Consider the following 21,685-nt stretch of genomic DNA (forward strand, 5'->3'; position numbering starts at 1 on the left):
GACTGGTACTAATAAGCCGATGACTTGATAACACACCGTTTGTTGGTGCTACGCGTCCACTGAGTGGTTCTCGATGTACGGTCGAGAACCGCATAACAACAATGACTTTGTTATGTGTTAGATTGAAACATCAATAGTGTTTCGGCGGCCATAGCGTGAGGGAAACGCCCGGTTACATTCCGAACCCGGAAGCTAAGCCTCACAGCGCCGATGGTACTGCAGGGGGGACCCTGTGGGAGAGTAGGACACCGCCGGACTCCTTTTAGTCAAAATGGCCACCCATCGTTGGGTGGCCATTTTGCGTTTACACGAAGAGAACAGGGAGCATCATGCCAGAAGAGGAAGAGCGCCGTCCGCGTCGCAACGACGACAGTGGATCGCGCGGGAACCGGGCTTCTGGCGGACGCTCCGGCAACAGCCGAGACGCCGCAGCTCCGCGCCGTGAGGGTGGCGGGTACAACCGTGATGGTGGTGCTCCGCGCCGTGAGGGTGGCCACAACCGGGACGGCGCAGCTCCCCGTCGCGAGGGTGGCTACAACCGTGATGGTGGTGCTCCCCGTCGTGAAGGTGGCTACAACCGTGATGGTGGTGCTCCCCGTCGCGAGGGTGGCTACAACCGTGATGGTGGTGCTCCCCGTCGCGAGGGTGGCTACAACCGTGATGGTGGTGCTCCGCGCCGCGAGGGTGGCTACAACCGTGATGGTGGTGCTCCGCGCCGCGAAGGTGGCTACAACCGTGACGGTGCAGCTCCGCGCCGCGAGGGCGGGTACAACCGTGATGGTGGTGCCCCGCGCCGCGAGGGCGGTTACAACCGTGATGGTGCAGCTCCCCGTCGCGAGGGCGGCGGGTACAACCGTGATGGTGCAGCTCCCCGCCGCGAAGGTGGCTACAACCGTGACGGTGCAGCTCCGCGCCGCGAGGGTGGCTACAACCGTGACGGTGCAGCTCCGCGCCGCGAGGGTGGCTACAACCGTGACGGCGCGGCTCCCCGTCGCGAGGGTGGCGGGTACAACCGTGATGGTGGTGCCCCGCGCCGCGAGGGCGGTTACAACCGTGATGGTGGTGCCCCGCGCCGCGAGGGCGGTTACAACCGTGACGGTGGTGCTCCCCGCCGTGAGGGTGGCTACAACCGGGACGGCGCAGCTCCCCGTCGCGAGGGCGGCGGGTACAACCGGGACGGCGCAGCTCCCCGCCGCGAGGGCGGGTACAACCGGGACGGCGCAGCTCCGCGTCGCGAGGGCGGCTACAACCGTGATGGTGGTGCCCCGCGCCGCGAAGGCGGGTACAACCGTGATGGTGGTGCTCCGCGCCGCGAGGGCGGCTACAACCGTGACGGCGCAGCTCCCCGTCGCGAGGGCGGCGGGTACAACCGTGACGGCGCAGCTCCGCGCCGCGAGGGGGGCTACAACCGTGATGGTGCAGCCCCTCGCCGCGATGGCGGCGACCGCGAGAAGTCCCGGTCCTTCCCGCAGCGTGGGGGAGCGGGCAGGGAGCGTCCGGCTCAGGCGGCCAACGAGCGTCCGCGGTTCGATGAGCCGCAGATCCCCGATGAGGTCACGGCCCGTGATCTCAATGGGGCAGCTCGCAACGAGCTCAAGACTCTGAGCAAGGAGAACGCCGAGCACGTCGCCCGTCATCTGGCGATGGCCTCCCGCCTCATCGACGAGGATCCCGCACTGGCTCACGAGCATGCGCTGGCTGCGTCGCGACGTGCCGGCCGCATCGCGATCGTCCGGGAGACTCTCGGCATCACCGCGTATGCCACGGAGGACTTCGCCCTCGCTCTGCGCGAGCTGCGCACCTACCGTCGCATCTCGGGCAAGGACGATCAGATCGCTCTGATGGTCGACAGTGAGCGAGGCATCGGTCGTTCCGATCGTGCCCTCGAGACCGGACGAGCCGTCGATCGCTCCGCGCTCGACACGCCTGTGCGCGTCGCGCTGGCGATCGCGATGTCGGGCGCTCGCCTCGACCAGGGCGACCTCGAACTCGCACTCGGCGAGCTCGAGATCCCCGAGCTCGACCCCGATCGCGCATTCGAATGGAGCCCGGCTCTGTTCGCCGCTCGTGCCGCTGTCCTCGAAGATCTCGGCCGCACGGACGAGGCGGAGTTCTGGGCTCATCGCGCCGAGGTGGCCGCCGAGGCGCTGGGCGTCGATGAAGCCGGCGACGAGGAGATCTTCATCGAAGACAGCCTCATCGAAGGCGAGTTCCCAGACGACGAGGACGGCGCACAGGGCGTCGCCGCGGCGACCTCTGACGATCTCGCTCCTGAGGGTGCTGAGGAAGAGTCGGATGTCGAAGAGGAGAGCGCCTCTGACGACGACGACGCGTCTGCGGAAGTGGACCCGACGGTCGAAGACGAGGTGCGCGAGCTTCTCGGCGAAGACGAGGACGAAGACTCGGACCCGGAGGCGTAGTGGCGCTGTTCTCTCGGAAGCGATCCCCGCGCACTCCGCTCGACGGGGTCGACACGGTTCTCGCTGATCTCGATGGTGTGGTGTACGCAGGGCCTGGCGCGCTGCCGTTCGCGGTGGACAGCCTCAACGAGGCGGCGAAGTCGGCCCGGCTCGGCTACATCACGAACAACGCGGCACGCACGGACGCCTCGGTCGCAGCGCACCTGAGCAGTCTCGGGCTGCGTGTCCAGGCATCCGATGTCGTCACCAGCCCGCAGGCCGCGATGCGACTGATGGCGCAGATCGTCCCCGCGCCGGCGACGATCCTCGTCATCGGCGGCGACGGCCTGGTCGACGAGGTGCAGAAGGCCGGCTACACGGTCACGCGAAGCGCCGAGGACTCGCCGAGCGCTGTCGTGCAGGGGTTCGCTCCCGAGGTGGCATGGACGGATCTCGCCGAGGCGGCATACGCGCTCAAGCTTCCCGAGGACGAAGGCGGCATCCCGTGGATCGCCACCAACACGGACTGGACGATTCCGCGCGAACGCGGCGTCGCGCCGGGCAACGGGACGCTCGTCTCGGCCGTGCACACGGCCATCGGCAGGCTCGCGACGGTCGCGGGGAAGCCGGAGGAGCCGATCTTCCGTGAGGCCCTCGCGCGCTTCGGCGCGAAGAAGGCGCTCTTCATCGGGGACCGCCTCGACACCGACATCATGGGAGCGAGTCGTGTCGGTATCGACTCGGTGCTGGTGCTCACGGGCATCGATCGTCCGAAGCATGTGCTGGCTGCACCGGAGGGTTCGCGTCCCACCTACATCCTCGGCGACCTCCGTGAGCTCCATGCCCCGTACCCCGAGGTGATCGAGCAGGGCGGTGTGTTCCACGTGAACGGTGCCGCCGTGCGCGTCTCGGGAGCGGATGTCGAGATCGTCGCGGAGTCCGGCGAGCAGATCGATCTGCTGCGCGCGGGTGCCGCCGCCATCTGGGCATCCGGGACCCCGGTGTTCGTGCTGCGGGTACCCGAGCGTCTGTACGACGATCCGTTCCATCGCCCCTGAGGCGGCTCGCGTGGCTCCCTCCGGCGTCGGAGGCGCCGCGTACAGTAGAACCGTGAGCGATGAGACGACGAGCACGCCGACCGATGGTCTGTGGAGTCGACTGCGCCTGATCGAGGGCCAGCCGCTTCCGGCGCGAGCCGATGCGTACTCAGCCCTCCACGACGAGCTTTCGCGTCGCCTCGACAGCGGCGCGAAGCTCGAGCAGCGGGAGACTTCGGGATCCCGATGACGCGACTCGACGCCGCCCTCGCCGCCCGAGGACTCGCCCGTTCGCGCAGCCACGCGGCCACCCTCATCTCCGAGGGGCTCGTGAGCGTGGACGGCCGCCCCGTCGTGAAGGCGTCCACCGCTGTCGACGACGCGGCGGAGATCACGATCGCCGGGGCCGACCACTACGTCGGGCGCGCCGCCCACAAGCTCATCGCCGGTCTCGACGGCTTCGCGATCCCGGTCCAGGGGCGTCTCGCGCTCGACATGGGCGCATCCACCGGGGGCTTCACCCAGGTGCTGCGGGAACGCGGAGCACGCAGAGTGCTGGCCGTCGACGTCGGGCACGGGCAGCTCGCCCCGACCATCGCCGCCGACCCGGGAGTGGTGGCCGTCGAGGGCTACAACGTGCGCCACATGACTCGTGAGAACCTCACTGCTGCCACGGGAGAGGCTGAGGCGCCCGACCTCATCGTCGGAGACCTCTCGTTCATCTCCCTCGAACTCGTCCTCCCCGCCGTCGCCGCCGTGGGCACAGCGGAATCCGACATCCTGCTGCTCGTGAAGCCCCAGTTCGAGGTCGGGCGCACCGCCGTCCGCGGGGGACTGGTCACGGATCCCGCCACGCGCGCGGATGCGGTGTCGCGAACGGTCTGGAGCGCCTGGGACGCAGGGCTCGGAATGCTCGGCATCCTTCCCTCCCCGATCCTCGGAACGCACGGCAACGCCGAGTATCTCGTGCATCTCGCGCCGGGCCGGGGAAGCAATCCGACAGAATGGCTGGACAGCATCAACCGACTGGCAGGAGGACGATGAACGAGCGCAGCATCCTGGTCGTCGCCCACGCGGGCCGTGTGGACACCGTCGAGGCCGCCCGCCGGGTGATCGATGCGCTGAGAGACGCGGACGCACGGCCCGTCCTCGCCGCCGATGATCACGAGGCCCTCGTCGCCGTCGACCCGTTCTTCGCCGAGACCGAGGTGCTCGGCGTCTCCGTCGACCCGTCCGACCTCGAACTGGCCATCGTTCTGGGTGGTGACGGGACGATCCTGCGTGCGGCGGAACTCGTGCGAGACAGCGGTGCACCGGTGCTCGGCATCAACATGGGGCACGTCGGCTTCCTCGCCGAGATCGATCGCGACGACATGGACAAGGCCGTGCGTCGTGTCATCGACCGTGACTACGAGGTCGAGGAGCGACTCGCGCTGTCGGTGCGTGTGAAGGATGCCGACGGCACCGTGGTCTACGAGACCTGGGCCCTCAACGAGGCCACCGTCGAGAAGGCGAGCCGTGAGCGGATGATCGAGGTCGTGCTCGAGATCGACGGCCGACCGCTGTCGAGCTTCGGCTGCGACGGCATGGTCGTGTCCACCCCCACGGGCTCGACCGCCTACAACTTCTCGGCCGGGGGCCCGGTCATCTGGCCCAGCGTCGAGGCGATCGCCGTGGTGCCGTTGTCCGCCCACGCTCTGTTCGCCAAGCCGCTCGTCGTCAGTCCCGATGCCTCCGTCGCGATCGAGATGCTCGAGCGCACCGACGGCTCGGGCATTCTGTGGTGCGACGGCCGGCGCTCGCACGATCTGCCGCCGGGCGCTCGCGTCGTGGTGCGTCGGTCGTCGCGTCCGGTGAGGCTCGCGCGTCTGCATCCGACGGCGTTCACCGATCGCCTCGTGCGCAAGTTCCAGTTGCCCGTCGAAGGATGGCGTGGCCAAGCCCCGGGGGCATCGTCGTGATCGAGGAGACGTCATGATCGAGGAGATGCGGATGCAGGGACTCGGCGTCATCGCCGATGCCGTGTTGCCGCTCGGCCCTGGATTCACCGCGATCACCGGCGAGACGGGTGCGGGCAAGACCATGGTCGTCACCGGCCTCGGACTGCTGCTGGGTCAGCGTGCCGATTCCGGAGCGGTGCGTGCCGGCGCAGCACAGGCATCGGTGGCCGGCGTCTGGATCGTCCCCGCCGCCGGCAGCGTCGCGGAGATCGTCGCCGATGCCGGTGGCGAGCTCGAGCCCGTCGGAGCCGGGAGCGCAGAGCTCTACGTGTCGCGCACGCTGAGCGCGGAGGGCCGCAGCCGTGCGAGCGTGGGGGGACGCGCCGCGCCCGCCGGTGTGCTCTCGTCGCTCGCGGAAGAGCTCGTCGTCGTCCATGGCCAGTCCGAGCAGTTGCGTCTGCGCTCGGCCGCGGCTCAACGCGATGCCCTCGACCGCTTCGGCGGCTCTCCGATCACGGACGCCGTGGACCGTTACGCCCAGGCCTTCGCACGCTGGCGGACCCTCGACAGCGAGATCACGGAGATCACCGAGAACCGGGACCGTCGAGCCGAAGAGGCCGCGCGTCTTCGGGAGGCCATCGCCCTCATCGAGGCGACGGCGCCCGAGCCGGGGGAGGACGAGGAGCTCACTGCGCGCGCGGAGCGTCTCGCCAATGCCGAAGAGCTGCGTCTCGCGGCCTCCCTCGCCCACGGCGCGCTCTCGAACGAAGAGGGCGAGCCCGATGCCTCGGCACTCGTCGCTGAGGCGCGTCGCGTGCTGGAGAGGGCGTCCGATGCCCAGCTGACCGCGATCGGGGAGAACCTCGCCGACATCGGCTACCGGATCGCCGACACCGCCGGCCTCCTCTCCGCCTATCTCGCAGACCTCGATGAGACCGGTCCGCATGAGCTCGCCGCCGTCGAGGAACGCCGTGCCGCCCTCGGCACCCTGATCCGTGCGCACGGATCTCTCGACGAAGCCCTGGCCCTCTGGCAGACCGGATCCGCTCGATTGGCCGAGCTCGATGACGACGGAGATCGCATCGAACGCCTCATCGCCGAGCGGGATGCGGCGCGGAGCGAGCTCGACGCACACGCCGACGCCCTGACGGCAGCGCGCACCGAGGCCGCGTCCCGGCTCGGTGCGGCCGTGACCGAAGAGCTGCACGCACTCGCGATGCCGGACGCGCGCCTGGAGGTCGTGGTCTCCGAAGGAGCGGAGAGCGCGCACGGTCGCGACGATGTCGCGATCCTCCTCGCTCCTCACCCCGGTGCGGAGCCGCGCTCCGTCTCGAAAGGTGCGTCCGGTGGCGAGCTCTCGCGCGTGATGCTGGCCATCGAAGTGGTGATCGCCGCGACGGACCCGGTTCCGACTTTCGTCTTCGACGAGGTCGATGCGGGCATCGGCGGAGCGGCGGCTATCGAAGTCGGGCGGCGACTCGCCCGGCTCGCCGAGAAGTCGCAGGTCATCGCGGTGACGCATCTCGCACAGGTCGCTGCCTTCGCGAACAACCATCTCTCGGTCGTCAAAGCCAATGACGGCGCGGTCACGGCCTCCAGTGTGCGGCGTCTGGAGGGGGAGGAGCGGGAAGCCGAGATGGCGCGTCTGCTGTCGGGACTCGCCGATTCCGATGCCGCTCTGACCCATGCCCGCGAACTTCTCAGCCTCCGCGTCCCCACTGCCTGATAGGATCGAAGCCCGTGATGAACTCTTCTTCTGCGGGACCCAAGAACGACACGACCAAGCACATCTTCGTGACTGGTGGTGTCGTTTCGTCTTTGGGTAAGGGACTGACGGCTGCCAGCCTCGGCAACCTCCTCACTGCTCGCGGTCTGCGCGTCGTGATGCAGAAGCTCGACCCGTACCTGAACGTCGATCCGGGCACGATGAACCCCTTCCAGCACGGCGAGGTTTTCGTGACGGATGACGGGGCCGAGACCGATCTCGACATCGGACACTACGAGCGCTTCCTCGACATCAACCTGTCCGAGGCGGCCAACGTCACCACCGGTCAGATCTACTCGCAGGTCATCGCGCGCGAGCGCCGCGGCGAGTACCTCGGCGACACCGTGCAGGTCATCCCGCACATCACCGACGAGATCAAGCGCCGCATGCGGCTGCAGGCCTCTGAGGAGCCGCGCCCCGACGTGATCATCACCGAGGTCGGCGGCACCGTCGGCGACATCGAGTCCCAGCCGTTCCTCGAGTCCGCCCGCCAGCTGCGCCACGAGCTCGGACGCGACAGCGTCTTCTTCGTGCACGTGTCGCTCGTGCCGTTCATGGGCGCATCGGGGGAGCAGAAGACCAAGCCGACCCAGCACTCGGTCGCAGCCCTCCGCCAGGTCGGCATCCAGCCGGATGCGCTGGTGCTGCGCAGCGACCGTCCGGTGAGCGTGAGCAACCGCAACAAGATCGCGCTGATGTGCGACGTCGACGTCGAGGGTGTCATCAACACCGTCGATCTGCCGAGCATCTACGACATCCCCTCGACGCTGAACGACCAGGGTCTCGACTCGTACATCGTGCGCCGCCTGGGTCTGGACCAGAAGGCGGCCGATGTCGACTGGACCCGCTGGAACAAGGTGCTGCACGCGGTGCACAACCCCAAGCACGAGGTGACGATCGGTCTGGTCGGCAAGTACATCGATCTGCCGGACGCCTACCTCTCGGTGACCGAGGCGCTCAAGGCCGGCGGCTTCGCGCAGGAGACCAAGGTCAACATCCGCTGGATTCCGTCCGACCTCTGCGAGACGCCGGAAGGTGCCCAGGAGCAGCTGGCCGAGCTCGACGGCATCTGCGTGCCCGGCGGATTCGGTATCCGCGGCATCGAAGGCAAGCTCGGCGCGCTGAAGTTCGCGCGCGAGCAGGGCATCCCGACGCTCGGCCTCTGCCTCGGACTGCAGTGCATGGTCATCGAGTACGCCCGTGACGTGGCGGGAATCGTCGGTGCCTCGTCGAGCGAGTTCGACCCGGACACCGCAGAGCCCGTCATCGCGACGATGGCCGAGCAGGTCGACATCCTCGACGGCGGCGACCTGGGTGGCACCATGCGCCTCGGTCTGTACCAGGCCGCACTCGCCGAGGGATCGCTCGCCCGTGACCTCTACGGCGCGCCCGAGGCATCCGAGCGTCACCGTCACCGCTACGAGGTGAACAACGCCTACCGTGACCGTCTCTCGGCAGCAGGACTGGTGTTCTCAGGCCTCAACCCTGAGCTCGACCTGGTCGAGTACGTCGAGCTGCCGCGCGACGTGCACCCGTACTACATCGCCACCCAGGCGCACCCCGAGCTGCGTTCGCGTCCGACCGCCCCGCACCCGCTGTTCCGCGGCCTGGTCGGCGCGGCGATCGAGCGGCACCGTGCAAGCGAGCTGTTCGACGTCAGCGCGGATGACTGAGTCGACGGAGAACCTCCGGGACGAGCCCTTCGAGCCGGAGGTTCTCCACAGCGACCTCGTCTACCGGGGCAGCGTCTGGGACGTGCGCTCCGACCGCGTGCGCTACGGCGAGGGCGAGATCGTTCGGCAGTACGTCGATCACACCGGCGCGGTGGCGATCGTCGCGCTCGACGACGAGGGGCGCGTGCTGCTGATCCAGCAGTATCGCCATCCGATCCGGCACCGTGACTGGGAGCTTCCGGCCGGGCTGCTCGACGTGGAGGGGGAGGAGCCTCTCGCTGCCGCCCGACGCGAGCTCGCCGAGGAGGCCGACCTGGTCGCCGCGCACTGGGAGCCGCTGGTCTCCTCATGGACGACTCCCGGCGGGAACGACGAGATCATCCACCTGTTCCTCGCGACCGGGGTCGCATCGGCCGGATCGCCACACGATCGCGAAGACGAGGAAGCGGACATCCGTGTGGAGTGGGTGCCGCTGGCCGAGGCCGTCTCCGCCGTGCTCGAGGGGCGGATGCGCAACGGCATCCTCGCGATCGGTGTGCTCGCAGCCGCACAGAGGCTCCGCGACCGGAGCTGACGATGCTGCTCGAGCGCGCCCTCGACGCCTACCTGCGTCATGTCACGGTCGAGCGCGGCCTGAGCGCGCACACGATCGCGGCGTACCGACGTGACCTCGGGACATACCGTGAGTGGCTGGTCGCCGAGGGGATCGGCGACACCGCGGAGGTGACACCCGCGGTGATCGATCGGTTCATCGGTGAGCGGGCCTCGGCGGAGCCGCCCCCGGCCTCGACGAGCCTGGCCAGACTGCAGTCCTCGGTGCGAGGGTGGCATCGCTTCCTGGCGCGGGAGGGCATCGAGGTCGATGACCCGAGCGCCCGTCTCCGTCCGCCGAAGGCGCCGCAACGGCTTCCCAAGGCGCTGACCATAGAACAGGTCGAGCGCCTTCTCTCGGCGCCCTCAGGCGAAGAACCTCTCGGCATCCGTGATCGTGCTCTGCTGGAACTCCTCTACGCGACCGGCGCGCGCGTGTCGGAGGCGATCGACCTCGATGTGGACGATCTGGCTCACGGCGACGTCCTGCGGCTGAGGGGCAAGGGGGCGAAGGAGCGCATCGTGCCTCTGGGGTCTTACGCGCGCACCGCCGTGGACGCCTATCTGACGCGCGTGCGCCCGGGGCTCGCCATGAAGGGACGGGCATCGGCCCGACTCTTCCTCGGTGCTCGTGGAGCCCCGCTTTCCCGCCAGAGCGCGTGGCTGGTCATCCGGGCCGCCGCCGAGCGCGCCCAGATCACCACTGACGTCTCGCCGCACACCCTGCGGCATTCGTTCGCGACGCACCTCCTGCAGGGAGGTGCCGACGTGCGCGTGGTGCAGGAGCTGCTCGGCCATTCCTCCGTCGCGACCACGCAGATCTACACGCACGTCTCGGTCGACGCCCTCCGCGACATCTACGCGACCTCGCATCCCCGCGCGCGCTGAGGGGAGAGGTCCGTTATCGGACGCGCCAGGGGCATCGCCCGGATTCTTCACGACGCGTGATTTATCATCCCTCAGGTGGATGCGGGGCCCGCGTCTGACGATTTAGCGTGGAGGGCTCCGGCCATCTTCGGTCGTACAAAGGAGTCTTTCGCATGCGTTCCACCGTTCCTCTCGCCGCGCTCGCGGCGTCCGCCATGGTGTTCATCCTCACGGGCTGCGGAGGCGCGTCCTCCGACGACAAGCTCAGCTACGAGGACTCGCCGCTGAGCCAGTACCTCTCTGCGGCGTGGGGCGGAGACCTCTCGCAGGAGGAGCAGCAGAAGAAGATGGAGAAGGAGCAGGCCCAGGTCGAGGAACTGGTCGCGCAGTGCATGGCCGACGAAGGGTTCGAGTACACACCGAACGCCAGCAACGGCACCGTCATCTCGGATGGCGGCGAGTGGGAGCCCGAGAAGCGGGAGTGGGTCGAGAAGTACGGCTACGGGTACGTCAACAGCCCGTTCGCGGAGCAGGTCGAGGAGAACCCATCCGAGGAGGAGAACTCCGACCCCAACGCCGACTACGTCTCCTCGCTCTCGGAGTCGGAGCAGACCGCGTTCTACGAGACGCTCTACGGCCCGAGCCCGGCGGAGGACGAGATGGCCGAGGACGGCAGCTACGAGTACAGCTGGGAGGACGCCGGCTGCCAGGGCTGGGCGCAGCATGAGGTCCAGGGCGACGACATCACGCAGTCCGAGGAGTTCGGTGCCCTGCGCACGAAGATGGAGGAGCTGACGACGGCGTCGCAGGAGTCCCCGGAGCTGGCCGACCTCAACGCGGAGTGGGCGTCGTGCATGGCAGACAAGGGTGAGCCCGGCTTCACGAAGCAGGCCGAGGCGGCGGAGTCGATCATGGAGGAGCAGAACAAGATCTATGAGACGGCCTACGGCGACGGCTCGGAGCCTGTCGACACCGAAGCCGCCGATTTCGAGGACCCGAGCAAGAGCCCGGAGATGAAGGCGCTCGGGGAGCGGGAGCTGAAGCTGGCCCTCATCGATCTCGACTGCCGTGAGAAGACTTCCTTCGCGACGAAGTCCCTGGAGATCCAGTTCGCGCTCGAGGAGAAGTTCATCGCCGAGAACAAGACGGAGCTCGAGGCGTTCAAGGCCGCTGCAGAGCAGAGCAAGTGATGCGCGAGGACGATACCCCGACCACGAAGTTCCCCACCGATTCCACGCCTGAATCCGAACCCGAATCCACGGCCGCATCCACGGCGGAGACGACGGCGTTCTCCGAACTCATCGACGGCACCGAGCCTGATCCCGATGCCGAGGAGAAGGCGACGGAGGCGGACACCTCTCGCGTGAGCGGGTGGGGCCGGGTGCTGCGGGGGAATCGTGCACTCTGGATCGTGGCGCTCATCGCCGTGGTGTGCCTGGTCGCGGGGCTGCTCGTCGGCCGCTTCCTGATGTCGCCGGACGCCTCCAGTGCCGATGCACCCGAACCCGGCCTCGTCACGGCGCCGGTCGATTTCGGCCCGCTCAGCAACGACGTGACGCTGCGTGCGGATGTCGGATACGCGGACGCGGTCGAGGTGAAGCTCGACACGTCGGCGTTCTCCGGCGCGGCGGTGGTCACGGGTCAGGTCCCTGAGGTCGGAGCCACTCTCACCCCGCTCTCGATCGCCCTCGAGGTGGTCGGGAGGCCGGTCATCGTGCTTCCGGGTGAGCTCCCCTCGTACCGCACGCTGCGGTTCGGGGTCTCCGGCCCGGACGTGCTCCAGCTGAAGCAGGCACTCACGAGCGTCGGGATCGGGGTCGGCGACGTGAACTCGAACGTGTTCGATCGGGCCACGGCTGATGCGGTCGCCCAGCTGTACGCGCAGGCGGGATATCCCGTGCCCTCGCCCGAGGACGGCGCGTCCGACGGCGTGCGGGCCGCCGAGGAGGGGGTCCGCGCGGCGCAGACCGGAGTCACGGAGGCCCAGAAGGCGCTGAACGAGGCAGGAGCCGGACCCAGCGCCGTCGAGACCTGGCAGGCCGATGTGAAGGTCGCCGCGGCCCAGCAGGCTCTCGCCAATGCGCAGGGCGGCGATGGAGACGTGCAGCAGGCGCAATGGGATCTGCAGACCGCCCTGCTCGAACGGGACGAGCTCCGCAAGGGCAGGGACACCAGCGCCCAGCGCTCGGCACTCGACTCGGCTCGCGCTCAGGTGACCTCTGCCAATCAGGCTCTCGAAGAGGCTCGTCAGAAGGCGCTTCCCTACCTGCCGGCGAGCGAGGTGCTCTACCTCACTGAGCTCCCGCGCCGGGTGGACGCCGTCGGCGTCGAGCGCGGATCGGTGCTGTCGGGCTCGGCCATGACCGTCTCGGGAGCGACGGTGCGTCTGACCGGTGCCGCAGCCGAGGCGGACGCCGCCCTTCTCAGCGCGGGAGCGGAAGGGTCGTTCGAACTCCCAGACGGGACGGCGCATCGTGCCGTGATCTCGGAGCTGAAAGCGGGCAAGGACAACAAGGCGCGGTGGGAGGTGCTCCTCGATCCCGATCCGCTCGCGCCCGAGCAGATCACCCAGCTGCAGGGGAAGAACGTGCGGGTGAAGCTCGCGATCGGCGCGACAGACGGAGACGTGCTCTCCGTTCCTCTCGCCGCACTCACTGCCGGGCCGGGCGGCGAATCCCGTGTGGAGGTCGTCGAGTCCGATCCCCGTGAAGGCAAGGATGCGAAGACGAGGCTCGTCGTCGTCGAGACAGGGCTCGCCGCGAAGGGCGCTGTCGAGGTGACGGCCGTCGATGGCGGGCTCGAGGAGAACGACCTGGTGGTGGTCGGGCGGTGACGCCTGCACCTCCGCTCGTCGAGTTCCGCGATGTCACGCGCTCGTTCCCCGGCCCGCCCGAGGTACAGGCGCTCAAGGCCGCGACGCTCACCGTGGAAGCGGGAGACTACATCTCCATCGTCGGACCCAGTGGATCGGGCAAATCGACCATGCTCAACCTTCTCGGCCTCCTCGATCGTCCGAGTGTGGGGGAGTACCGGCTTGCGGGCTCGCTCACCGGTGACCTCACCGAGGACGAGCGGGCGGCGGTGCGCGCGCGGTTCATCGGCTTCGTGTTCCAGTCGTTCCACCTGCTCCCGCGGCGCAGCGTGCTCGACAACGTGCTGATGCCCATGCTGTACAGCGGCGTGCCGCGACAGGAGCGCGAGGCCCGTGCGCGGGCGGCGTTGACCCGCGTGGGCCTCGGACACCGCATCGACTTCTTCCCCAACTCGCTCTCGGGCGGTGAGCGCCAGCGCGTCGCCGTGGCGCGAGCGGTCGTCAGCAGCCCGCAGCTGCTGCTCGCGGACGAGCCGACGGGAAACCTCGACCAGCGCACCTCGGGCGAGGTGATGGAGCTGTTCGAGGAGCTGAACGACGATGGGCTCACGCTCATCGTCATCACCCACGACGATGCGGTGGCACGGCGTGCCGGCCGCAGCATACGCATCGCCGACGGCCGATTGACGGAACTGTGAAACGCGTGCTGCGGCGTCGCAGGAACGTCGAGGAAACCAGCGCCGAGAACCCCGGCGATGAGGTCGTGGAGCCGAAGAACTCGGCGGCCGCGCTGCTCCCGGCGGTGAAGCATGCCGATCGGTTCACGTTTCAGGACCTCGTGGCCGAGGCCACGGCCGACATCGGCTCGCGCCCGGCACGGCTCGTCATGACCATCCTCGGCACGGTCCTCGGTATCGCTTCGCTGGTCGCGACGCTCGGATTCGCGCAGACCGCCGCCGCGCAGATCGCGAGGCAGTTCGACGGCGTCGCTGCGACGCAGGTGGTCGTCACCCCGGCCAAGGCGCAATCGGGCAAGGGGAACACGACGGTCGCGACCGGGCGGCTGCCGTGGGACTCTCCCGAGCGCGTGAAGCTGTTGGCCGGTGTGGACAGCGCCGCACTGATCGCCCCGGTCGAGCTCGCGGACGGCGAGACCATCACGGCCGTGCCGGTGAACGATCCCTCGGCACCGATCACGGCATCCCCGAAGCTCTTCGCCACCACGCAGGACCTTCCGGAGACGGTGGACGGCGACCTCGTGACCGGTCGCTTCTTCGATGACGGACACGACGCCCGTGGCGACCGCGTCGCGGTTCTGGGACAGCGCGCGGCCGAGCGGATGGGGATCAACCGCGTCGATTCGCAGCCCTCGATCTTCATCGCAGGTGTCTCATATTCCGTCATCGGCATCATCGAGGGCATGGATCGCCGTTCCGAGTTCGTGGACGGGGTCATCATCCCTCAAGGGTCCGCTCGCGCCGACTTCGGACTGACCGCGCCTTCCGAGTTGACGATCCACATCGCGCTGGGGGCGGGGCCGCAGGTCGCGAAGCAGGCGGTGCTGGCCCTCCAGCCCGACGACCCCGACTCGCTCGAGGCGCGGTCACCGGCGGCATCGTCCGACCTCAGCCAGAACGTGCAGGCCGACGTGAACGTCGTGTTCCTCATCCTGGGCGTCATCGCTCTGCTCGCCGGCGGTCTCGGCATCGCCAACGTCACCCTGCTCTCGGTGATGGAGCGCATCGGCGAGATCGGGCTGCGGCGTGCGCTCGGCGCGACCCGGCGACAGATCGGCGCGCAGTTCATGGTGGAGTCCATCGTCATCGGGTTCATCGGCGGCATCATCGGGTCGGCACTCGGCGTGGTCGCGGTGATCGCCGTCGCGGCGGTGCAGGGGTGGTCGCCCGTGACCGATCCTCTGGTCGCCGTCGCCGGGACCCTCCTGGGTGCGCTGGTCGGATGGGCGTCCGGATGGTACCCGGCACGTCGTGCAGCCCGCATCGAGCCGGTCGCCGCGTTGCGCGGCGTGTGAGAGGGGGCCCGGCCGGTACAATCGACCAAGCACGAAGGAGCAGGAGAACGGGTGGCTGAGAAAGTGGCGAAGTCCAGGGCGAAGGCGCAGAAGGCCGACGAGACCCCCATGGGACCCACCGGCCGCCCCTATCACGGGTTCCCGATCCCCGGGCCGTTGAAGTCGCACGGTCCTGCGCGCATCATCGCGCTGTGCAATCAGAAGGGCGGCGTCGGCAAGACGACGACCTCGATCAACCTGGCCGCGGCTCTTGCGGAGTACGGCCGCAAGGTCCTCGCCGTCGACTTCGACCCGCAAGGTGCGCTCTCGGCAGGCCTCGGCATCCCGACGCACGATGTGCCGACGATCTACGACCTGCTGCTGGACACCAAGCGCGACGCGCACGACGCGATCGTGCACTCGAGCGTCGAGGGTCTCGACGTCATGCCGGCCAACATCGATCTCTCCGCCGCCGAGGTGCACCTCGTCAACGAGGTGGCGCGTGAGACGATCCTCGCCCGTGTCCTCCGCCAGGTGGCGGGGGAGTACGACGTCATCCTCATCGACTGCCAGCCCTCGCTCGGCATCCTCACCGTCAACGCACTGACGGCCGCTCACGGCGTGATCATCCCGCTCGAGTGCGAGTTCTTCGCGCTGCGTGGTGTGGCGCTGCTGATCGAGACCATCGACAAGGTGCGCGATCGGTTGAACCCGTCGATCACGATGGACGGCCTGCTGGCGACGATGTACGACCCGCGCACGCTGCACTCTCGCGAGGTGCTCGAGCGCGTCGTCGAAGCTTTCGGCGACGACGTGCTGGAGACCGTGATCGGCCGCACCGTGAAGTTCCCGGATGCCTCGGTCTCAGGTGTGCCCATCACCGAGTTCGCCCCCGAGCACGCCGCCGCTCAGGCGTACCTGCGGCTGGCGCGGGAGCTGGTCGCCCGTGGCGCCGTCGCCTAGCGAAAGACCTGTCGACGCGTCGCCCGAGGAGGGCGCAGGCGATTCCGCGTCTGCCGACACCGCAGGCTTCCGGGTCTCGCTGTCGAACTTCGATGGCCCCTTCGACCTACTGCTGAACCTCATCTCGAAGCACGAGATGGACATCACCGAGGTGTCTCTGAGCGCGGTCACCAACGAGTTCATCGCGTACCTGGGCGCGCTCGACGACGACGATGATCTCGATCAGGCTTCCGAGTTCCTGGTCGTGGCTGCGACACTGCTCGACATGAAGGTGGCAGGGCTTCTGCCGCAGGGCGAGCTGGTGGATGCCGAGGCCGTGGCTCTTCTCGAGGCGCGCGATCTGCTGTTCGCCCGGTTGCTGCAGTACCGGGCCTTCAAGGAGGTCTCGACGTGGTTCGCCCGCTGCCTGCAGCGCGAAGACCGTCGTCATGTGCGTGCCGTCCGCCTCGAGGAGAAGCACCGCCGCCAGACGCCGGAGCTCGTCTGGTCGCTGACCGCCGACGACTTCGCGGCGCTCGCACTGCTGGCCTTCGCGCCCAAGGAGATCCCACACGTCGGGCTCGACCATCTGCACGCGCCGCTGGTCAGTATCCGCGAACAGGCGGCGATCGTGGTGACGCTGCTGCGCGGCGCCGAGTCGCTGAGCTTCCGCGAGCTCGTCGCCGGCGTGACCGAGCCGGGTATCGTCGTCGCGCGCTTCATCTCGGTGCTGGAGCTGTACCGGCATGCGGCACTGTCCTTCGAACAACTGGAACCGCTCGGCGAGCTGACGCTGCGCTGGGCAGCCGACTCCTGGTCGGATGAGACGCTGGCGACCCTGGGAGCCGACTATGACCGATGACGTGACCGACGAGAGCCTGACCCCGGAAAGCACGGACGCGGCGCCGGAGATCCCCCTCTCTGAGCGGATCGAGGCGATCCTGTTCATCGTGGACGAGCCGATCGGTCTCGTCGCACTGGCCGCCGCCGTGGGATCGCCCGTGCCCGCCGTGCGTCAGACGCTCGAGGCGCTCGTCGAGGACTACGACGGGGTGGGCACTGGTCCTCGACGCGGCTTCGAGCTGCGGGAGGTCGGCGGCGGGTGGCGACTGTACGTGCGTGAGGACCTCGACGCCGTGGTGGCCGAGTTCGTCGGCGGACAGGCCCCCGCTCGTCTTTCGCAGGCCGCTCTCGAGACTCTGGCCGTGATCGCCTACAAGCAGCCGGTGACGCGCAGCCAGGTCGCCTCCATCCGCGCGGTGAACGTCGACTCGGTCGTGCGCACCCTCCTCGCCCGAGGCCTGATCACCGAGCTGTTCGCAGACTCCGAGACGGGCGCGCTCAACTACGGCACGACCGACGCGCTCCTCCAGCACCTGGGCATCAACTCGCTCGACGAGCTGCCCCCGATCTCCCCGCTGCTCGATGACGGGGCAGACGGATTCGACGAAGGGACCATCCGATGACCGGCTTCGACGCCTCGACAGACTCCGAGACCGCACCCGAGGGCGTGCGCCTGCAGAAGGTCCTCGCCGGCGCGGGGGTGGCCTCGCGACGCGTGGTCGAGCAGTACATCACCGAGGGGCGCATCCGCGTCAACGGCATCGTCGTCTCCGAGCTCGGCAGGCGGATCGACCCGGAGAACGACCTCGTCGATGTCGACGGCACCGCCGTGCAGCTCGACGTCTCGAAGCGCTACGTCATGCTCAACAAGCCCACCGGCGTCGTCAGCAGCATGAAGGACGAGAGCGGTCGTCCCGACCTCCGTCGCTTCACCGCCGACTACGAGGAGCGTCTGTACAACGTCGGCCGCCTCGATGCCGAGACCAGCGGACTGCTGATCCTCACCAATGACGGCGCCCTCGCGCACGTGCTGGCGCACCCCTCCTTCGGCGTGACCAAGGTGTACATCGCGAAGGTCGAGGGCACCGTGCTGCCGCAGACGATCTCGAAGCTCACCAAGGGCATCGAGCTCGAAGATGGTCCGATCGCGGCGGACAAGGCGCGGCTGCTGGACACGTCTCGCGGGTCAAGCCTGGTGGAGCTGACGCTGCATTCCGGTCGCAACCGGATCGTGCGTCGGATGCTCTCCGCGGTCGGCCACCCCGTCACAGAGCTCGTGCGTCGCCAGTTCGGTCCGCTCCACCTGGGAACCCTCCCGGCCGGGAAGACGCGGGAACTGAGTAAAATCGAACTCGGCGCGCTTTTGACCCTGTCGCGCCGTGATTCCGGTGTCGCCGAGGCGCCAGGCGAGCAGGAGAACGAATGACCGATACGACGAGTGCGCCCACGGGGCGGAGAGCGGGCTTTGTCGCGCCGCGCCTCTCCGGCACCGTCCGCATCGTCGGCGCCGGACTCCTCGGCGCGAGCATCGGGCATGCGCTCCGCACGAAGGGCGTCGACGTCGTGCTGACCGATGCCTCGCCCGCACAGCTCCGCCTCGCCGTCGACTACGGTGCAGGCCGCCTCCCCGCGGAGGACGACTCACCATCCCTGATCGTGGTCGCCGTCCCGCCCGATGTCACGGCCGACGTGATCCAGGTAGAGCTCGAACGGTTCCCGCACGCCGTCGTCACCGACGTCGCCAGCGTGAAGCTCGAGCCGTTCCGCACGCTCCGGGCCCGCGGCGTCGACCTCGCCCGCTACATCGGCTCGCACCCGCTCGCCGGTCGTGAGCGCGGTGGGGCGATCTCGGCCCGCGCAGACCTCTTCATCGGTCGGCCGTGGGTGGTGTGCCGTGACGAGGAGACCAAGGCTTCCGACCTCGCCCTCGTCGAGGCTCTGGCGCTCGATGTGGGAGCGATGCCGCTCGAGATGACTCCGGAGGAGCACGACCGTTCGGTCGCACTGACCTCGCACGTGCCCCAGGTCGTGGCGAGTCTGCTTGCGGGTCGCCTCGCCGAAGCAGAGGAGGGGGCGCTCCGTCTCGCGGGCCAGGGCGTCCGCGACACGACGCGGATCGCGGCATCCGCCCCTGAGCTCTGGGTGCAGATCCTCGGGGCGAACGCCGCACCGGTGGTCGAGATCCTCGACGCGCTCGCGTCCGACCTCGGGGAGATCTCCGACGCCCTTCGCCAGCCCGGGGCTCCCGGCGCCCGCCGCATAGTGGCCGAGACGATCCGTCAGGGCAACGACGGCGTCGAACGTCTTCCCGGCAAGCACGGACAGAACCAGCGCTTCGAATCGCTCGTCGTCATGGTCGACGACACCGCCGGGCAGCTCGGAAGGCTGTTCGGCGAGCTCGGCGAGCTCGGCGTCAACGTCGAGGATCTCCGTCTCGAGCACTCTCCCGGCGCGCAGTTCGGTCTCGCTGAGATCAGCGTCGATCCGGCAGCGCTGCACGGTGCGATCACCGGACTGCAGGAGCGCGGCTGGCGCATCGCAGGGAGCACCAATGACTGACATCTCGACCTCTGCCGCGGAGACGCACGTGACCGACGCCCACAAGTTCATCGCGATCGACGGCCCGGCCGGCTCCGGCAAGTCCAGTGTGTCGAAGGCCGTCGCCCGCACGCTCGGCTTCGGCTACCTCGACACCGGCTCCGCCTACCGTGCGCTTGCCTGGCATGTACTCGACCAGGATGCCGACACCGAGGATCCCGAGACTGTTCGCGCCGCGGCATCCGCGTTCCCGCTCACGCTCGGGCTCGACCCCGACGAGCGGACGGTGCTCGTCGGCGACGTCGATGTCACCGAGGCGATCCGCGACCCGCGGGTCTCCGGGGCCGTGAGCGGCGTGGCGCGCGTGCCCGAGGTGCGGGCACAGGTCAACGAGATGTTCCGGCGACTCGTCGCCGAGTCGTCGTACCCCGCCGTCGTGGTCGAAGGGCGGGACATCACGACCGTTGTCGCCCCCGACGCCCCGGTGCGGATCCTTCTCACCGCGGCCCCCGAGGTACGGGCCGCCCGACGTGCCGGCGAACTCGCCGGCGAGAACGCGGCTGCTGTCGCCGCGGCGCTGCACAAGCGCGATGCCTCAGACAGCGCCGTCGTCGACTTCCTCAACGCCGCAGAAGGCGTCGAGGTCGTCGATTCGACGGAACTCGATTTCCCCCAGACCATCGATGCCGTCCTCACGGTGATCGAACGAATCCAAGGAGCACACCGTGGCTGACGACGAATACGAAGGCGGCCCCGACCAGCTCGCCGAGAAGATGGACCAGCTCGACGAGCATCTCGCCGAGCAGCGTGCGGAGACACTGCGCGCCGGACTCTCCGACTACGAGCTGGACGACGAGGATGCGGAACTCCTCGCGGGCATCACGCTCGGCGAGGACGGCATCCATTACAGCCCGGCGCTGCCCGTGGTGGCGATCGTCGGACGACCGAACGTGGGCAAGTCCGCGCTCGTGAACCGCATCCTCGGCCGCCGCGAGGCCGTCGTCGAGGACACCCCGGGCGTGACCCGCGACCGCGTGACGTACAAGGCCGAGTGGGCCGATCGTCGCTTCTCGCTCGTCGACACCGGCGGATGGGAGCCTGACGCCCGCGGCATCGACCGGTCGGTCGCGATGCAGGCCGAGGTCGCGATCGACCTCGCCGACATGGTGCTGTTCGTGGTCGACGCGATGGTGGGTGCGACGTCGACAGACGAGCACGTCGTGAAGCTGCTGCGCAAGAGCGGCAAGCCGGTGTTCCTCGTCGCCAACAAGATCGACGATGCCCGCCAGGAGCCGGAGACCGCGGCCCTGTGGAGCCTGGGCCTCGGTGAGCCCCACCCCGTGTCTGCCATCCACGGACGTGGCGTCGCCGACCTGCTGGACGCCGTGCTGAAGAAGCTTCCCGAGGTCTCGGCCGTCGCGAAGCAGGAGATCGGCGGCCCGCGTCGAGTGGCGATCCTCGGACGCCCGAACGTCGGCAAGTCGTCGCTGCTGAACAAGGCAGCCGGCGAGGAGCGCGTGGTCGTGAACGACCTGGCCGGCACCACCCGCGACCCGGTGGATGAGGTCGTGGAGCTCGGCGGGAAGATGTGGCGACTGGTCGACACCGCCGGCATCCGCCGCCGCGTGCACATGGCCCAGGGCGCGGACTTCTACGCGTCACTGCGCACTTCTGCCGCGCTGGAGAAGGCCGAGGTCGCGGTCGTCGTGCTCGACGTCTCCGAGACGATCAGCGAGCAGGATGTGCGCATCATCGACCTCGTGCTCGAGTCCGGCCGCGCGCTCGTGCTCGCGTTCAACAAGTGGGATCGTCTGAACGACGACGACCTCGAGAACGCCGACCGCCGTCGCTACCTCGAGCGCGAGATCGAGCAGGACCTGGCGCACGTCGCCTGGGCCCCGCGCGTGAACATCTCGGCGAAGACCGGTCGTCACCTCGACAAGCTCGTGCCGGCGCTGGAGACGGCGCTGGAGAACTGGGATCGTCGTATCCCCACGGGCAAGTTCAACGCCTTCCTGGCGGAACTCGTGGCCGAGCACCCGCACCCGCTGCGTGGTGGAAAGCAGCCGCGCATCCTGTTCGGCACCCAGGCGTCGACGCGTCCGCCGACGTTCGTGCTGTTCACGACAGGGTTCCTCGACCCGGGATACCGCCGATTCATCCAGCGGCGTCTGCGTGAGCTCTATTCGTTCGAGGGCACGCCGATCGTGATCAACATGCGGGTGCGCGAGAAGCGTCAGCGCTGATCTGTTCCGGCGCGTGTCGCG

General features: G+C 68.7%; 21 protein-coding genes and 1 rRNA gene. 21 read left to right on the forward strand and 1 reads right to left on the reverse strand.

The window, feature by feature from the left end; genetic code table 11:
* Positions 1-140: 140 nt before the first annotated feature.
* Positions 141-257, forward strand: a 5S ribosomal RNA gene (gene rrf / locus ACP699_RS00005).
* A 9-nt stretch (positions 258-266) separates the two neighbouring features.
* Here the strand turns inward: rrf and ACP699_RS00010 are convergent.
* Positions 267-1,637 (reverse strand): hypothetical protein, encoded by a 1,371-nt coding sequence (locus ACP699_RS00010; RefSeq protein ID WP_426168121.1) that lies wholly within the window; start codon positions 1,635-1,637, stop codon positions 267-269.
* Between the two features lie 6 nt (positions 1,638-1,643).
* Here ACP699_RS00010 and ACP699_RS00015 point away from each other — a divergent pair, with 6 nt between their 5' ends.
* The 20 genes from ACP699_RS00015 (at position 1,644) to der (ending at position 21,664) form a co-directional block, all read left to right on the forward strand.
* Complete coding sequence (locus ACP699_RS00015; RefSeq protein WP_127482159.1) at positions 1,644-2,420, forward strand: hypothetical protein; 777 nt, start codon at positions 1,644-1,646, stop codon at positions 2,418-2,420.
* Entirely contained in the window at positions 2,420-3,457 is a 1,038-nt protein-coding gene (locus ACP699_RS00020; protein ID WP_055867119.1) for an HAD-IIA family hydrolase, read from the forward strand. Before ACP699_RS00015 ends, ACP699_RS00020 begins: the two co-directional genes overlap by 1 nt.
* Positions 3,458-3,509: 52 nt before the next feature.
* Positions 3,510-3,686, forward strand: coding sequence for a hypothetical protein (locus ACP699_RS00025; protein ID WP_200942461.1), 177 nt, complete (start codon positions 3,510-3,512; stop codon positions 3,684-3,686).
* A complete protein-coding gene (locus tag ACP699_RS00030) occupies positions 3,683-4,480 on the forward strand; it encodes a TlyA family RNA methyltransferase (protein ID WP_055867122.1) in 798 nt (265 codons plus the stop codon). Before ACP699_RS00025 ends, ACP699_RS00030 begins: the two co-directional genes overlap by 4 nt.
* Complete coding sequence (locus ACP699_RS00035; RefSeq protein ID WP_055867128.1) at positions 4,477-5,397, forward strand: NAD kinase; 921 nt, start codon at positions 4,477-4,479, stop codon at positions 5,395-5,397. The genes ACP699_RS00030 and ACP699_RS00035 overlap by 4 nt, the downstream gene beginning before the upstream one ends.
* Before the next feature lie 13 nt (positions 5,398-5,410).
* Positions 5,411-7,102, forward strand: coding sequence for a DNA repair protein RecN (gene recN, locus ACP699_RS00040; RefSeq protein ID WP_055872289.1), 1,692 nt, complete (start codon positions 5,411-5,413; stop codon positions 7,100-7,102).
* A 17-nt stretch (positions 7,103-7,119) separates the two neighbouring features.
* Positions 7,120-8,814 (forward strand): CTP synthase, encoded by a 1,695-nt coding sequence (locus tag ACP699_RS00045; protein WP_055872290.1) that lies wholly within the window; start codon positions 7,120-7,122, stop codon positions 8,812-8,814.
* Complete coding sequence (locus ACP699_RS00050) at positions 8,807-9,388, forward strand: NUDIX domain-containing protein (protein WP_055867133.1); 582 nt, start codon at positions 8,807-8,809, stop codon at positions 9,386-9,388. Before ACP699_RS00045 ends, ACP699_RS00050 begins: the two co-directional genes overlap by 8 nt.
* 2 nt (positions 9,389-9,390) lie before the next feature.
* Positions 9,391-10,293: a site-specific tyrosine recombinase XerD gene (xerD, locus tag ACP699_RS00055; protein WP_302791588.1), complete on the forward strand. Its 903-nt coding sequence runs from the start codon at positions 9,391-9,393 to the stop codon at positions 10,291-10,293.
* A gap of 152 nt (positions 10,294-10,445) precedes the next feature.
* Entirely contained in the window at positions 10,446-11,462 is a 1,017-nt protein-coding gene (locus ACP699_RS00060; protein WP_055867139.1) for a hypothetical protein, read from the forward strand.
* Positions 11,462-13,105: a hypothetical protein gene (locus ACP699_RS00065; protein WP_426168132.1), complete on the forward strand. Its 1,644-nt coding sequence runs from the start codon at positions 11,462-11,464 to the stop codon at positions 13,103-13,105. The genes ACP699_RS00060 and ACP699_RS00065 overlap by 1 nt, the downstream gene beginning before the upstream one ends.
* The gene (locus ACP699_RS00070; protein ID WP_426168135.1) at positions 13,102-13,782 is read left to right on the forward strand and encodes an ABC transporter ATP-binding protein; all 681 of its coding nucleotides are present in this window, start codon (positions 13,102-13,104) and stop codon (positions 13,780-13,782) included. The genes ACP699_RS00065 and ACP699_RS00070 overlap by 4 nt, the downstream gene beginning before the upstream one ends.
* Positions 13,779-15,116, forward strand: a complete 1,338-nt coding sequence (locus tag ACP699_RS00075) for an ABC transporter permease (RefSeq protein ID WP_141388110.1) — start codon at positions 13,779-13,781, stop codon at positions 15,114-15,116. Before ACP699_RS00070 ends, ACP699_RS00075 begins: the two co-directional genes overlap by 4 nt.
* Before the next feature lie 108 nt (positions 15,117-15,224).
* Entirely contained in the window at positions 15,225-16,058 is an 834-nt protein-coding gene (locus tag ACP699_RS00080; RefSeq protein WP_174799605.1) for a ParA family protein, read from the forward strand.
* Positions 16,042-16,899 carry a segregation and condensation protein A gene (locus tag ACP699_RS00085; protein WP_017830142.1) on the forward strand — a complete coding sequence of 286 codons (858 nt, stop codon included), beginning with the start codon at positions 16,042-16,044 and terminating at the stop codon, positions 16,897-16,899. Before ACP699_RS00080 ends, ACP699_RS00085 begins: the two co-directional genes overlap by 17 nt.
* Positions 16,889-17,503 (forward strand): SMC-Scp complex subunit ScpB, encoded by a 615-nt coding sequence (gene scpB / locus ACP699_RS00090; RefSeq protein WP_426168140.1) that lies wholly within the window; start codon positions 16,889-16,891, stop codon positions 17,501-17,503. The genes ACP699_RS00085 and scpB overlap by 11 nt, the downstream gene beginning before the upstream one ends.
* Positions 17,500-18,306 carry a pseudouridine synthase gene (locus ACP699_RS00095; protein ID WP_055872297.1) on the forward strand — a complete coding sequence of 269 codons (807 nt, stop codon included), beginning with the start codon at positions 17,500-17,502 and terminating at the stop codon, positions 18,304-18,306. The genes scpB and ACP699_RS00095 overlap by 4 nt, the downstream gene beginning before the upstream one ends.
* On the forward strand, positions 18,303-19,439 hold the full coding sequence (locus ACP699_RS00100; protein ID WP_055867150.1) for a prephenate dehydrogenase: 1,137 nt from the start codon (positions 18,303-18,305) through the stop codon (positions 19,437-19,439). Before ACP699_RS00095 ends, ACP699_RS00100 begins: the two co-directional genes overlap by 4 nt.
* Positions 19,432-20,151, forward strand: a complete 720-nt coding sequence (cmk, locus tag ACP699_RS00105) for a (d)CMP kinase (protein ID WP_426168145.1) — start codon at positions 19,432-19,434, stop codon at positions 20,149-20,151. The genes ACP699_RS00100 and cmk overlap by 8 nt, the downstream gene beginning before the upstream one ends.
* A gap of 40 nt (positions 20,152-20,191) precedes the next feature.
* Positions 20,192-21,664 (forward strand): ribosome biogenesis GTPase Der, encoded by a 1,473-nt coding sequence (der, locus tag ACP699_RS00110; protein WP_229779055.1) that lies wholly within the window; start codon positions 20,192-20,194, stop codon positions 21,662-21,664.
* Positions 21,665-21,685: the final 21 nt, after the last annotated feature.

Source organism: Microbacterium sp. DWRC1-3 (assembly GCF_049896645.1).
GTDB lineage: Bacteria > Actinomycetota > Actinomycetes > Actinomycetales > Microbacteriaceae > Microbacterium > Microbacterium maritypicum.